This window comes from Acinetobacter legionensis (genome assembly GCF_048552295.1).
Lineage (GTDB): Bacteria > Pseudomonadota > Gammaproteobacteria > Pseudomonadales > Moraxellaceae > Acinetobacter.
Genome location: NZ_JBIMCW010000016.1, coordinates 61550 through 75547 on the forward strand (window position 1 = coordinate 61550; position 13998 = coordinate 75547).

Consider the following 13998-nt stretch of genomic DNA (forward strand, 5'->3'; position numbering starts at 1 on the left):
CTTTAGGAGTATTTTATGAACGCTCAACAGATTCATCAGCTGATTGCCCAATACCCGATTGTTAAAGACCTTATCGCACTCAAAGAAGTGGCATGGTTTAATCCCAATTTTACCTCACTGGTAGAAGGGCTGCCCTATGTAGGGTTAAAGCAAAAAGATATTGATGATGCCAGTGCACGTTTGACACGCTTTGCACCCTATTTGATGAAAGCTTTTCCAGAAACAGTAGTATCCCAAGGTATTATAGAATCCGAACTGGCAGCTATTCCTCAAATGCAGCAACAGTTGGAACAGCATTTTGGGCAAGCGATCCATGGTCAATTATGGCTTAAAAAAGACAGTCATCTTCCAATATCGGGTTCAATCAAAGCCCGTGGTGGCATCTATGAGGTGCTTTGTCATGCTGAAAAGCTTGCGATTCAAGCACAACGCCTAAACATTGAAGATGATTATGCAAAACTGAATAGTCCAGAGTTTAAACAGTTTTTTAGTCAATACAGTATTGCGGTTGGTTCTACTGGAAATCTAGGCCTTTCTATTGGCATCATGAGTGCAAAATTAGGCTTTGATGTGACTGTGCATATGTCAGCAGATGCACGTCAATGGAAAAAAGATAAGTTACGTTCGCACAATGTCACAGTAGTTGAATATGCTGAAGATTATGGTGTTGCCGTGGAACAGGGCCGAAAAGCAGCATTAGAAAATCCAAACTGTTTTTTTATCGATGATGAAAACTCACAAACCTTATTCTTAGGTTATGCAGTTGCTGGGCAACGTTTAAAACAGCAATTAGAACAAAAAAATATTTTGGTTGATCAACAACATCCTTTATTTGTTTATTTACCTTGTGGTGTTGGCGGAGGCCCCGGTGGCGTTGCATTTGGCTTAAAAATGGCTTTTGGTGATCATGTACATTGTATTTTTGCCGAGCCGACCCATTCACCATGTATGTTACTCGGTGTTGCAACAGGTTTACATGATGAAATTTCAGTTCAAGATCTGGGTATAGACAATATCACTGCTGCTGATGGCCTCGCTGTTGGGCGAGCATCTGGCTTTGTGGGTCGAGCCATGCAAAGGTTATTAGACGGTTTTTATACATTAACGGATGAAACTATGTATGTACTCTTGGGCATGCTCAATGATGCAGAACAGCTTAAATTAGAACCTTCTGCGTTGGCGGGTATGCTTGGACCAATTTTGACCAATCAACATCAAGACTATGCCGCGCTACATCACTTTAGCCAACAGCAATTGGAAAATGCTAATCATATTGTCTGGGGGACTGGAGGAGGAATGGTTCCAGATGAAGAAATGGAAAAATATTTAACCCAAGCGAAAGCCTATAAAAAATAATTTGTATAGCCTTGATTCTCACAGACCTTGATCTCATCAGAATCTGGGGCGGTAGCAGATAAATAAAGTGATTCTCCTCTATCGCCCCCCATTAAAGACTTGAGTCCGGATTTTCCCTATGGAATTAAACGATCCCACCATTGACTCGAAGGACTTGGGCATTGACCCAATTACTCGCCTCATTTACGGCGAAATCCAGCACTGCGGCAATATCTTCTACAGTGCCTAAACGCTCTAAAGGTGCAGCTTTACTTAACTGAGCAATCAATGCATCACTTTTGCCTTCAAGGAAAAGTTCAGTTGCCGTAGGCCCAGGTGCAATTGCATTTACCGTAATATTTTTTCCTCTTAACTCTTTGGCTAAAATAGCCGTTAAGGATTCTATGGCAGCTTTTGATGCAGTATAAACACCATAAGTTTCGAGCTTCATCCCCACTACACTGCTAGATAAATTAATAATTTTACCGCCCTTTTGCAGTCGCTTAGCAGCTTCACGCATGGTATATAAAGGGCCTTTAATATTAATTGCTAAAACTTGATCAATACTTTCATCGTCTAATTGTTCAATCTTACTTAATTTCAAAATCCCTGCATTGTTAATCAGCACGTCCAATCGACCATAGGTTTGAATTGCATAATCAAATAATGCAGTCACTTCATTAGAATGGCTAATGTTGGCTTTAAATAAACTCGCTGTTCCGCCTAACGCTTGAATACTGCTCAAAACATGCTCCGCCTCTTTATCATTACTGGCATAATTAATAATGATTTTATGGCCTTGCTGAGCCAATAAGCTGGCAGTAAATGCACCAATCCCGCGAGAAGCGCCTGTAATTAAAATCACTTTTTCTTGCTGTGTTTGATCTGTTGTATGCATGGTGATGACCTCATGGAATAAAATATACCTCTAATCGCGTCTATGATACTGTTCAGATAAAACCAGATAATCTAGTTAAATCTGACATCTTTATCCGAATAAATCGAACAATTGGAATGGCGTATGGATAAACTCAATGCAATGTCTGCTTTCGTCAATGTGGTAGAACAACAAAGTTTTACCAAAGCTGCACAGATCTTAAACCTGCCACGCTCAACGCTGACTGATGCAATTAAACAATTAGAATTCCAACTCAATACGCGCTTATTGTTGCGTACCACTCGTCAGGTAAAAGCAACAGATGAAGGCCATATTTATTATGAGCGTTGCAAATATATCTTAGGTTATATCAATGAGTCTGATCATGATTTTCTTGATGCAAAACCTCAAGGGCCTTTAAAAATCGCAGTTCATGGTATTTTTGCTGCGTATTTTATTCTGCCAAAATTAGATGATTTTTTAACAGAGTTTCCACAGATACAGTTGCAACTCACCGAAAGCGACCGTTATGTAGATCTGATTAAAGAAGGCATTGATTGTGTGATTCGTATAGGTCAGCTCAATAACAGTGAGTTAATTGTCAGGCATCTGGGCGATATTCAACAAGTGACTTTAGCCAGTCCAAAATACTTAGAAAAATATGGCACACCACAACGCTTAGAAGATCTGCAAGCACATTTTATGGTCGGATTTTATTCATCTGCTCGACAAAAGCCACTGCCGCTTGAGTTTCTGACAGGCAAGAAAACACAGGTTTTTGAGTTGCCGTTGAAGATTCAAGTCAATGGTGCAAATACCTATGCAGCAGCAGCCAAACAGCATTTTGGGATCATCCAAGCACCACGTTATGGTTATTTATCTGAGCTAGAACAAGGCACACTTTGTCAAATTTTAACTGAATATCCTGTTCCATCCCTGCCTATTTCTTTACTTTATCCATCAAAAACACTGGTTTCACCACGACAAAAAGTTTTTATCGAATGGATTGTACGATTGTTTCAGGATAATCGATTGCTTTGAAGTTTGAATCACGCTGCTTGGGATGGATATGATTAACTAGCGCGCTCTCGCATTAATCCCCATAGCATTTATACACCAACACTCAATTCCTGACTCCAAGTTGAATCAGGTTGGTGATAAAGATGCCAACACATATTTTTAACCGAATCCATCAAGGCAACATTCTGACTATCCCAACTTTCCAACATACAATAAGTGATATGGATACCTTTAGGATGAAACTCTCTTGCCAAAGATTGTGCCAATGCCCTAATACTGGCAAACATACTCTGAGTTAAGCCATTATTTTCAGCGATCAGGTTGGGCTGTGTTCCTAGAAAGATCAAAGTTCCTTGTGACTTAATCAGCATTTGTCGAATGATCGCTTGGGAAATATTTACCGCAGCCAAACCAGTGTTTTGCCAAAGTTGTTCGATCTGTTGGGCTGAAGCATCGGAATTCGACAATGATTTTGAAAAATCAGCTTGGAAAATACACAGTTCAACTGAATGCCCTGTGCGTTGAATATAGCCCACTAAGTTTTTTAAAGCAGTCGGATTGATCAGATTCAAACGAACCCGCTTTAGACCTGAATCTTGTTGCTCAATCTTTAGATTGGTTTGCATAGGATCATGCTGAACTTGATATACAGGCATTGCCCTGTTATGTGCTTGATCCACAAAAAGCTGGCTGAGCGAGTGGGTTTCATTGCCAATAACAACAATACAGCCCTGTAGTTTGGATTTTTTTCTCAGCAATGGAGGAATTAAATTGTACATATTAGAATTTCTCCTGATAAGGACGTAAATCCAGTTCATGGGTCCATAAATCACGATTTTGTTGATAAAGCATCCAATAATTCTCAGCAATCGCTTCGATATTTAATCCACCTGTGCCTCGTGTTAGTCTCAGTAAGCGTCCTAAACCTAATACAGCCTTATTGACCCGATCACCATTGACCATGCCATCAACAATAATATGTGCAACATGGATATTTTGAGGCTTATATATCTGGGCGAGATGCAGTGCATAGGTGCGTAATGCGGATTTGCCCATAGTAAATGCCGCAAAAAAAGGTTTACCACGAAGAGATGCACTTGCTCCAGTAAAAATCAACGTGCCATATTGCTGTTGTTCAAAGATTTTTAAGGACTGTTGTGACACTAAAAAAGCCGATAAAAAAGTAGAACGCCACATTTGAGTAAAAAACTGAAGAGAAGTCTTTAAAAAAATTGAGGGAATATTGCCTCCTACATTATGAATAACAGCGACGAGATGCTCCTTTTGCGCATTCCTCTTTGCAAAAAAAGCCTGTACTTGTTGTTCATTTTCAGCATCCAAAGCATGTGCTACGGCATGCCCACCCTGCGCATTGATTGAATCAGCTACGGCTTGCACTTTCACTAAAGTACGCCCCACAACATGTACTTTTAATTTTTCTTGAGCAAAACGGTGACAAACTGCTGCCCCAATTCCTTGTTCAGCCCCTACGCCCATAACAACCACACATGGTAGTGTTGCTATATTTTGAGATGTTGCATTCTGCTTGTTCATAGCAAGTCAATCCATTGAGCAATAGAAGGATAAGCTTTAATTTTAGCGCCCCAAATCTTACTTGTGCGGACAATCTCTAAAAGCTGCGAACCAACCGCAATATCAGCCAGTGTTTTAACCTCGCCAACCAACCATCCTGTTTGAGCCAATACCAATTCGATACGTTCTAAATGACGAAGAAATTCTGCCTCAATATCCTGCTTGGTCATGCGACCTGTACCCTGCATTTTAAGTTGCAGGTTTAATGTTGCTTTGAGCAAAGGTTTCAACAAATATATTTCATGTTTGGGGCGACCTTTTGCACTCATTTCAACCGCATAATCTAAGGCATCAGCATCATTCACACGAAAGTGCATTTCATAGAAATATAACAACTCGTCTGACCAATCTTCCCAAAGTTCAACATAAGCCTTTTGTAAGGGATCAATAGGATATAACCGTGGTAAAGCTGGGTAAGCCTCATCTAGATAACGCGCAATACGTGTACTGTCCTGAATACGTTGACCATCAATATCTAGTACCGGAACCTTGCCTGCTTTACTGAGCATTGGCACCTTTGCACCCAGTACACCGTTATAATCCACAGTCCGATAAGCAATCCCTTTAAATTGCAACATTCTGGCAACTTTTTGGCAAAACGGTGAAATTTCCCATTGATGTAATACAACTGGATTCATTTTATATTCTCAGCTTAACTTTGGGTCGATTGACATTTGAAGAGCGACATCACAGGATCAACGCTTAATACATCACAGACCTGATTCAAAGGCGATAAATCAAAAAACCTGAATTAAAAGCCATGATCCAAAAATTCTGGTTCAAATCCATGATGCAGAAACAGAGTCTTTCAACGACGGATGATCATATTGGTTGCTGTGGCATGTGCATACAATTTTCCATCTTCATCTCGAAGATAACCTTCAGATATAACTAAATTTTTCCCCACGTTAATCACTTTTCCTTCTGCAATCAGCTTTTTATTAAACGGCATCGGCCGGCACATTTTTATCGCCAGATCTGTGGTTCCATAACCTTCACCCGCAGCTAATACTGTATGGGTGGCACAACCTGTAGCCGAATCAAGTACAGTTGCGGCAAAACCACCATGTACCCCACCCAATGGATTGCTATGACGTTCATCCGCAATTGCGATAAATACAATGCGACCGTATTCAACGTCTCCTGCTTCCTCCATTCCCATAGTTTTTGCAATACCAGGCGCTGGCACCAGTCCTTTTTGGAATGCTTGCATAATTTCCAGACCCGTCATATTGAGTGGGTTCATCACTATTTCCTATTTTGATAAATATTTATTGAATAAATGTTGATTGTTCAGGGGATAAACCAATTTTTACTTTAGTTTGTGCAACAATTTCAGATTCATCGGTATCATTCGGATGAAAATCAAACTGATAATAAGAGAAAAATTGCGGTACCAGCTTACGATAGGCTTGCACTGTAAACCCAGCAAACTTAGTCCAAGACTTAAGGTTTAATAATTGTTTATCTCTCGACATCAACACCACTTGATATACATTAGAAAATAGCGTGATCAGCACAAGACTAAATGTAAAAATCGCTACGCGAGGAATGTAGGCATCTAAGCCCTTGCCATATAAATATTCATACATGTCATAAGCCACGGCCTTATGTTCAGTTTCTTCTACACTGTGCCATAACCATAAATTACGAATGGTAGTATCGGTCATTAACTCATTGACATTTTTCATCATTTCTACCACCAAAACTGCGGTGTAATGTTCTAGACCCACAGTCACCAAGAGATTCCATTTCTTAGGGAAAGTGCGTTCAATCGCTTTTAATATGATTCCTGTGACTTTTTCTAAAGATTCAGGATCTAAACCATATTGTTGTGCACTAACATGAAAAGCATGATGTTCTTTAGAGTGCATGGCTTCTTGTCCAATAAAGGCACCAATATCACGATCTAATTGTGGATTGTTTTTAATTTTTTCACGCAAAGCGCGCACTGAACGGACAAAGTACGACTCACCTTCAGGAAAAAGCGTCGATAAACCTGTGAAGTAATGGGTAAAGGTTGGTTCGTCATTACACCAATACTTGGGCATATCCTGAAATTCATAATCCATACGACGTACTGGAAATGATGCAGGTGTTTTTTGCTTTGATTTTTCTTTCACCGCTGATATAGACATGGTTCACCTCAAGAATTTATCTTAAAATAACAAGTTCTAAAAAAGAACTTGATGAGTTAAAGTAATGATCCATGTTGATCTTGTCAATGATGTGAATACGTTAAAGCTTCAGGTTGTCCTTAAATGACAGACCTGTTCCTATAAAGACAATCGATCTAAGTAAAAAAACTTAAAAACTGTTTTCACCCATCACTTTTTGACCAGATGCATGATTACGCACCCCATAAAATATAAACAATAAAATTAACCACTTAAAATAAAAATACTGAATTGATATCTAGATTTCAACAACAGTTCAAATTAAAATTAAACATTCCCCTCTAACCTCTCCATCAAAACCGATTAAGCTTTTCCAATTTTATTTTCTATTTCTATCTGGATTTCTGTCTCGATTTCTAACGCTATTACCATGTCAATGATTTGTCATAAAGGTGACACCTTGCTGTCACAAGCGCTGTCTAATGTGTGGGCATCTTTATAATGGATGAAACACATGTTAAGAAAATCAAAACAATGGCTATCGTACATTTATATTTTCCCCATTTTACTAGCACTCACAGCTTGTAATGATTCAAATGATGATAAGACCACCACACAGCCTGATGGATCTAAAAAACCATTAATGCGTTGCGCACCATAAACATAAAAATACCAAAGGGAAATATTGTGATTAATCGTCGTCAATTTTTAGCAAATACACTTAAAACAAGTTTTGGTGCTGCTGCCTTATCTACATTTCCAGCCAGCATTCAAAAAGCATTGGCTATTCCTGCAAATAATAAAACAGGAACCATTCAGGATGTCGAACATGTGGTTATCCTGATGCAGGAAAACCGTTCATTTGACCATTATTTTGGTACACTAAAAGGCGTTCGTGGTTTTGCCGACCGCTTAACCATTCCTTTGCAAAATGATCGTACTGTATGGCAACAACAACGAAGTAATGGTGCTTTATTAACACCTTTTCATTTAGATGGATCGAGTAATAATGCACAACGTGCACCCGGTACAAATCATACTTGGGTGGATAGCCAAAAAGCATGGGACAACGGCCGTATGTCAAACTGGCCCACCCATAAAACTGATTATGCAATGGGTTATTTTAAAGAGCAGGAAATCCCTTATCAGTTTGCTTTAGCCAATGCTTTTACCATTTGCGATGCGTATCACTGTTCAATGCACACGGGTACAGATGCCAATCGTTCATTTCATTTAACGGGCACCAATGGTGCAGTACCGACCAGTACTGCGTTTGTGAATAATGAATGGGATTGGATTGATGGTGATCCCAAAAACGTTGATGTCGGCTACACTTGGAAAACCTATGCTGAACGTTTAGAAGAGGCAGGTGTTAACTGGATTTGCTATCAAAATATGCCGGATGAATGGGGTGATAACATGCTCGGTGCATTCCGTACCTTTAAAAAAGCCAATATTGCCTCAGGTTACCCAGTTTCAAGTGGTGGTGCGCCGAATAGTCCATACAATAAAGCAGCGCAACCGTTACCTTATAAAGCTTATGATGCCACAACCGATAATGCTAAAAATCCACTGTATAAAGGTATCGCAAACACTCTGCCCGGCAATAAACCCGAAGAGTTTTTAGATGCTTTTAAAAATGATATCAAAACAGGCAAACTTCCCCAAGTGTCTTGGATCAATGCACCATCCATCTATTGTGAACATCCAGGTCCATCAAGCCCAGTACAAGGTTCTTGGTTTATTCAAGAAATCTTAGATGCTTTAACAGCAGTGCCAGAGGTTTGGAGTAAAACCGTTTTCTTGATCAATTTTGATGAAAATGATGGTTATTTTGACCATGTTCCGTCTCCATCAGCACCGACCTTACAAGCAGACAATACGTATGCAGGTAAATCCACACTTAGCCAAGCTGATATGCAGTATGAATATTATCTACATGATGCGCCACTAGGAAGCAACAGCCAGCCTAAAAAAGACAATGGTGTTTATGGACCGGGCCCACGAGTACCACTCTTTGTAATTTCACCGTGGAGTCGTGGTGGTGTGGTTAACTCTCAAGTGTTTGATCATACGTCCGTATTAATGTTTTTAGAACAACGCTTTGGGGTAAAAGAAACGAATATCAGCCCTTATCGTCGTGCCATTTGTGGTGATTTAACCTCAGCATTTAATTTTAAAACCCCAAATGAAGATGTTCTGCCAGAATTAACAGGTAAACAAACCCGTGAGCAAGCAGATCAACTTCGTTCAGCTCAACAAAAGCTGCCCAATGTTCCGATTCCAACCAATTTACAACTTCCAATTCAAGCCAGTGGTATTCGCCCGTCTAAAGCATTGCCTTATGAATTACACACCAGTGCACGTTGTCAAAATGATGGAACAGTTAAACTCATGTTCTCAAATACAGGGACTCAAGGCGCAGTTTTTCATGTCTATGACAAGTTAAATCTCAGCCGTGTCCCACGTCGTTACATTGTAGAAGCGGGTAAAACACTGGATGATGTTTGGAATGTGAAAAAGGATAATCAAGGTTTGTATGATCTTTGGGTAATGGGACCGAATGGTTTTCATCGCCATTTCAAAGGTGATTTAAATCGTAATCAAACCCTGCAAATCAATCCTGAAATTCGTGTGTGTTATGATATTGCCAATGGTAATGTTTATTTAGACCTGACCAATACGGGCACAAAAGATGTTGAACTGGTCATTAATCCAGTCGTCTATCGTAGTGACGCAGCGTTAAAAATCACTGTAAAAGCAGGTCAAACATCAACACGACATTGGGAACTGAAAGATACATGGCAATGGTATGATTTTGCAGTAACTTGTACTCAGGATACTAAGTTTTATCGACGCTTTGCAGGACGCGTTGAAACAGGAGCAGATTCTGTCAGTGATCCAGCGATGGTTTAATATTTAAGCAGTTGTAAATATTCAATTTTTTAGATTATTAACACTGAATCAAATTTAACAGCACCTCAGATTTTATTTAAAACTGGGGTGCTTTTTTTAGTGCTTGCTTAGGAACAGGTCACCCCTTCCATCACCACAGCTTTATTGGCTTCTGTTGCAACTACAGAAGCGGCAATCGCTTCAACCACCTTACTCAATGACTGCCGTGAAACACTGACTATATCAACAATTTTGTTGCCATCTGCACCAACTGCGTCGGTAAATGCCATTCGACAACTGAGTTGTCGGTTGGGCAACACAGCATTCTGTATTGCTGTTGGCTGATTTAAGGGGCTGGCTGGATCATCACGTTTAATAATCCAAGCAACCGCCACCTCAATATCCCGATTCATCGCTCCCATTAACGAACGTGTGTTTGAGTGTTCGATAATATCAAACCGAGAAAAGTCGGTTGCAACACGGTATGACACTTTACCACCAGTCATACCACTACTATAACGATCTACAGCACCTAATTTCTGTTGCAAGCCTGCAGACAACCCATCACGTAATTCAGCGGCCAAAGTGGACGTCCAGCGTTCATTATCCAATACATTAGATTTACCACTGCTGTCCTGTAAGACTAAGGGTGCCCTGTTTAAACGGTCTGGCAATCCCACTGGCAGTACTTCAATTACCCGTACATTTGAACTCACCAAGGGTTTAACTGTTGGGGTCAAGGTATAGTAATTTGGAGTAGGCGAACTGGAACAGCCAATTAAACCTACAATGGCCAGTAGCAGGCCACAACCTGCTCGACTAGACTGCGGTAAATAGGACTTAAAATGTGGACTATTTTTTTTATTTACCATTTTTAACCTCAGGCGTTTTCCCACGAATGAGTGATTCAGGGTGTTGTTCAATATAGTCTGCCATTAACTGTAAAGATGCGGCAGCACGTGTCATTTGCTGTAAAGCACGGCGAACATCCTGTTGCATTGGCGCGTCACTCGACAAAATAGTTTCAGTAGAGCGCATGGTTTTACGTACATCATCCAAAGTCGCTTGTAGTCCTGGTGCAACTTTACCATCTAACTGCTTCACTAATTTATCTGTTGAGCTAATCGCTGAGTTCATATTATTGAGGGTTTTACGTACATCCTGCCCAATTTCTACCAATGGGAATTTATTCAATTTATCTGCAATTTGCGATACTTGTGCTTGTAATCCCTTCAACTCGGTTGGTGTGGTTGGAACCTCAATCACACCATTTGATCGGATGATTAAGTTTGCTGGTTTTGCTTTAGGGAATAGATCAAAGGCAATATAGTTCTGCCCTGTGAGTAAATTTCCTGTACGCATTTGAGCACGCCAGCCTCTTTCGATGAAGCGTTTAAAAATTTCACCATCAGGGTCTAGCTCTTTACCGTTGGCTAAACGAGATGGATAAATCACCCCCTCAGCCCGCATACGAATCTGAGTGTAATTTGCATCAAATTCAGCATTAATTGACTGTATATTGCCAATTTCAATTCCCATAAAGTCAATCGGTGCACCTGCTGACAAACCACGTAGAGACTGATCAAAATACATAATAATGCGATGAGGATTTCCATCAGGCTCTTTCAATGCTTCAGTACGAGAATCCCATAAATTAAAACGGCTTTGATCCGAAGCAACAGCAGCATGTGAATTCTCAGGATAACCGAATGCAATACCGCCTGCGATAATACTCACTAAAGACTGGGTATCTAGCTTAAATCCTGATGCACTTAAGCTGACATCGACACCACTGGCCTGCCAGAAACGTGCATCGGTTGTCACGAACTTATCATAAGGTGCTTGAATAAAGGTCTGTAGCTCAACACTCTTTCCATCTTTGGCCAATTGATAAGCAGTAATTTGACCCACATTGATCTGACGATAATAAATAGGAGAGCCAATATCCAGTGAACCTAAATTATTGGCTTTGAGGAAAAAGATTTTCCCCGGTACATCTGATGAAATGACTGGAGGAACTTCTAAGCCAGTGAATTCATCCTGTTTTTGTTCAGCCTTACCGCCATCAACCTCAATATAAGCACCCGACAATAAGGTATCAATTCCTGAAACACCACTGGCACCAATGCGAGGACGAACCACCCAGAATCGTGAATCTTTTGCAGCAAAATTACTGGCATCCTTACGTAGTTCAATTTTGGCAATAACATGTGAATGATCATCAGCAAGATCAATTTGGCGAACAAGACCGATATCCACTTGTTTAAAGCGAACGGTTGTCTTACCTGCAACCAACCCTTCAGCGGTTCTAAAAGCAACATTAATGGTCGGACCAGTATCTAATACCGCTTTGACTGCCAACGACAGACCGATCAGCAATGCAATAAACGGAATCAGCCAGATCAACGATGGTCGCCAGCGTCCTTTATTTTTCTCAGGTTCAGGTAAAATCTGCTGCGTTTCATCTACAGCATGAGGATCCTGATGATCTGAGCTTTCGTTATTGGTTTTATTTTCAGACATACACACCCATCATTGTTTTATTGACTGGAATTAGATAAATCATGATTCAAGGGAGGATGATCCACGTGAATCACATCTGAGCCTTGCAGGGAAAGCCCGTTCTTGTTACGCGTATTCTGGGCAGCAGAATAATTATCCCAAATAATACGCGGGTCAAAACTCAGTGAAGCAAACATGGTTAAAACCACGACTGCACCAAAAGCAACCGCGCCTGGTCCAGCAAGAATAGTTGCCAGTGATTGAATCTGAATCAGGGCGGTCAATAAAGCCACCACAAAAACATCAATCATCGACCATCGACCGATAAACTCAACGATCCGATAAAGCATTGAGCAATGCTCAGGTGAAAAATGCAAACGTTTAGAAGACTGCATTTTTACTGCAATCAACAGAAAACACAGAATCAAAAGTTTTAACATGGGAATAAAGATACTGGCCATAAAAATAACAGCAGAAACCAAATAATCCCCATTCTGCCAAAAATAGATCACACCACTCATGATCGTATCTTGCTGACTACCTAACAAAGAATCTGTGACGGTCATCGGAAGTACATTGGCTGGAATATACAAAATACTCGCAGCAATCACCAAAGCAAGGGTTCTGTCTAAGCTCTTTGGTTTACGTTGATGCAGCACACTATGACATTTCAAGCAATGTGAAGCGTGTTTTGCTTCAGCCTCTGGAACCTCTTTATTGAGCGTTCCACAGCAATGACAAAGCACTAAAGACAAATCTTTGGCTCTTGGATATTGCAGCGAATTGTTACTGTCTATATTCGCTGAGTATTTTGAAAAATTAGCCTGAGACGGTTCAGTTTTCATGTAAGTCTCCTGTCGATCTCATCCCAAAGATCTTTGACTTTTACTGAGGCAATATAAACCAGTAATACACTCAGTATGGAGAATCCCCATAATGCAACGCCTGGAATCACCACAACCATTCCGACCAGTTTAACCAAGGTAACCAATACCCCAATCAAAAATACCTCAACCATTCCCCATGTTCTAAATAAAAACAAGGTACGAAATGCTGCAACTAAATAACGAGGCCGAACTTTACAGAAATGAACTGATGAAAGGACATAGAACAGCAGTAACAAATCCAATAGAGGCACCACGAAAGTCGTGATAAGAATCAGCACACCTACCGGCCCTTGCCCAGCATGAAACATCGCCCATGCAGCACCCAGTAGGGTTGTCTGGGAATCATTACCCTGCAATTCCACCTTAACAATCGGAAAACTATTGGCAATCACAAATACGATCAGCGCTGTTGTGACCATTGCCAATAAAACACTAAATGGCTTGCTTTGCCGATAAAGCTCAGCACCACAACAGAGACAATAAGCACGTTCACCTTGGGTCAGCTGAATTCGATGATAGAGCGTGTCACATTCCTCACAGGCAACCAGCGTTTGCGGTGCAATATCACCTTTTTGAATCAATGCTTGCTGATTCATGGGCACAGAAACTGGCGGATAGGAGGACGGCTCACGCATAGAACATCAACACCATTTTATAGATTCTTTTTAGACCGAAGCTCATCTTGCTATATTTTACTGAGATGTATACAGATGAGTTGTGATATTTTTTGATGATATCCTGTTGGTTTTATATAAACAATTGATCTGGCGAA

The 13998-nt window shown here is 40.4% G+C and carries 13 protein-coding genes; 3 read left to right on the forward strand and 10 right to left on the reverse strand.

Annotated features, from left to right (window positions below; translation table 11 throughout):
* The first annotated feature begins 15 nt into the window (after positions 1–15).
* Entirely contained in the window at positions 16–1356 is a 1341-nt protein-coding gene (gene dsdA / locus ACG916_RS13625) for a D-serine ammonia-lyase (protein ID WP_419328993.1), read from the forward strand.
* 124 nt (positions 1357–1480) lie between these two features.
* On the opposite strand, the gene ACG916_RS13630 is transcribed toward dsdA, so the two are convergent.
* Positions 1481–2233, reverse strand: a complete 753-nt coding sequence (locus ACG916_RS13630; RefSeq protein WP_419328995.1) for an SDR family oxidoreductase — start codon at positions 2231–2233, stop codon at positions 1481–1483.
* A 123-nt stretch (positions 2234–2356) separates the two neighbouring features.
* Here ACG916_RS13630 and ACG916_RS13635 point away from each other — a divergent pair, with 123 nt between their 5' ends.
* Complete coding sequence (locus tag ACG916_RS13635) at positions 2357–3253, forward strand: LysR family transcriptional regulator (protein WP_419328997.1); 897 nt, start codon at positions 2357–2359, stop codon at positions 3251–3253.
* Between the two features lie 68 nt (positions 3254–3321).
* On the opposite strand, the gene ACG916_RS13640 is transcribed toward ACG916_RS13635, so the two are convergent.
* From ACG916_RS13640 to ACG916_RS13660, 5 genes are all read right to left on the reverse strand, one after another.
* The gene (locus ACG916_RS13640) at positions 3322–4011 is read right to left on the reverse strand and encodes an SDR family NAD(P)-dependent oxidoreductase (protein WP_419328999.1); all 690 of its coding nucleotides are present in this window, start codon (positions 4009–4011) and stop codon (positions 3322–3324) included.
* A 1-nt stretch (position 4012) separates the two neighbouring features.
* A complete protein-coding gene (locus ACG916_RS13645) occupies positions 4013–4786 on the reverse strand; it encodes an SDR family NAD(P)-dependent oxidoreductase (RefSeq protein WP_419329001.1) in 774 nt (257 codons plus the stop codon).
* Complete coding sequence (locus ACG916_RS13650) at positions 4783–5463, reverse strand: glutathione S-transferase family protein (RefSeq protein WP_419329003.1); 681 nt, start codon at positions 5461–5463, stop codon at positions 4783–4785. The genes ACG916_RS13645 and ACG916_RS13650 overlap by 4 nt, the downstream gene beginning before the upstream one ends.
* Before the next feature lie 170 nt (positions 5464–5633).
* Positions 5634–6071, reverse strand: coding sequence for a PaaI family thioesterase (locus tag ACG916_RS13655; RefSeq protein WP_419329005.1), 438 nt, complete (start codon positions 6069–6071; stop codon positions 5634–5636).
* Positions 6072–6096: 25 nt separating this feature from the next.
* The gene (locus ACG916_RS13660) at positions 6097–6963 is read right to left on the reverse strand and encodes a metal-dependent hydrolase (protein WP_419329006.1); all 867 of its coding nucleotides are present in this window, start codon (positions 6961–6963) and stop codon (positions 6097–6099) included.
* Between the two features lie 666 nt (positions 6964–7629).
* On the opposite strand from ACG916_RS13660, the gene ACG916_RS13665 reads away from it, so the two are divergent.
* Positions 7630–9858 (forward strand): phosphocholine-specific phospholipase C, encoded by a 2229-nt coding sequence (locus ACG916_RS13665; protein WP_419329008.1) that lies wholly within the window; start codon positions 7630–7632, stop codon positions 9856–9858.
* A 107-nt stretch (positions 9859–9965) separates the two neighbouring features.
* Here the strand turns inward: ACG916_RS13665 and ACG916_RS13670 are convergent, their stop codons facing one another.
* Genes ACG916_RS13670 through ACG916_RS13685 form a run of 4 tightly spaced genes read right to left on the reverse strand, consistent with a single transcriptional unit; the run spans position 9966 to position 13822 of the window.
* A complete protein-coding gene (locus ACG916_RS13670; RefSeq protein ID WP_419329010.1) occupies positions 9966–10709 on the reverse strand; it encodes a PqiC family protein in 744 nt (247 codons plus the stop codon).
* Entirely contained in the window at positions 10699–12366 is a 1668-nt protein-coding gene (locus ACG916_RS13675; protein ID WP_336951994.1) for a PqiB family protein, read from the reverse strand. Before ACG916_RS13675 ends, ACG916_RS13670 begins: the two co-directional genes overlap by 11 nt.
* A gap of 11 nt (positions 12367–12377) precedes the next feature.
* Positions 12378–13184, reverse strand: coding sequence for a paraquat-inducible protein A (locus tag ACG916_RS13680; RefSeq protein WP_336951995.1), 807 nt, complete (start codon positions 13182–13184; stop codon positions 12378–12380).
* On the reverse strand, positions 13181–13822 hold the full coding sequence (locus tag ACG916_RS13685; protein ID WP_419329022.1) for a paraquat-inducible protein A: 642 nt from the start codon (positions 13820–13822) through the stop codon (positions 13181–13183). The genes ACG916_RS13680 and ACG916_RS13685 overlap by 4 nt, the downstream gene beginning before the upstream one ends.
* Positions 13823–13998 lie beyond the last annotated feature (176 nt).

Excerpts from the sequence above, each read along its gene's own strand:
- ACG916_RS13660 (WP_419329006.1), bottom strand. The coding sequence starts at position 6,963 with ATGTCTATATCAGCGGTGAAAGAAAAATCAAAGCAAAAAACACCTGCA.
- ACG916_RS13670 (WP_419329010.1), bottom strand. The coding sequence starts at position 10,709 with ATGGTAAATAAAAAAAATAGTCCACATTTTAAGTCCTATTTACCGCAG.
- dsdA (WP_419328993.1), top strand. The coding sequence starts at position 16 with ATGAACGCTCAACAGATTCATCAGCTGATTGCCCAATACCCGATTGTT.
- ACG916_RS13680 (WP_336951995.1), bottom strand. The coding sequence starts at position 13,184 with ATGAAAACTGAACCGTCTCAGGCTAATTTTTCAAAATACTCAGCGAAT.
- ACG916_RS13635 (WP_419328997.1), top strand. The coding sequence starts at position 2,357 with ATGGATAAACTCAATGCAATGTCTGCTTTCGTCAATGTGGTAGAACAA.
- ACG916_RS13640 (WP_419328999.1), bottom strand. The coding sequence starts at position 4,011 with ATGTACAATTTAATTCCTCCATTGCTGAGAAAAAAATCCAAACTACAG.
- ACG916_RS13650 (WP_419329003.1), bottom strand. The coding sequence starts at position 5,463 with ATGAATCCAGTTGTATTACATCAATGGGAAATTTCACCGTTTTGCCAA.
- ACG916_RS13655 (WP_419329005.1), bottom strand. The coding sequence starts at position 6,071 with ATGAACCCACTCAATATGACGGGTCTGGAAATTATGCAAGCATTCCAA.
- ACG916_RS13685 (WP_419329022.1), bottom strand. The coding sequence starts at position 13,822 with ATGAATCAGCAAGCATTGATTCAAAAAGGTGATATTGCACCGCAAACG.
- ACG916_RS13630 (WP_419328995.1), bottom strand. The coding sequence starts at position 2,233 with ATGCATACAACAGATCAAACACAGCAAGAAAAAGTGATTTTAATTACA.
- ACG916_RS13645 (WP_419329001.1), bottom strand. The coding sequence starts at position 4,786 with ATGAACAAGCAGAATGCAACATCTCAAAATATAGCAACACTACCATGT.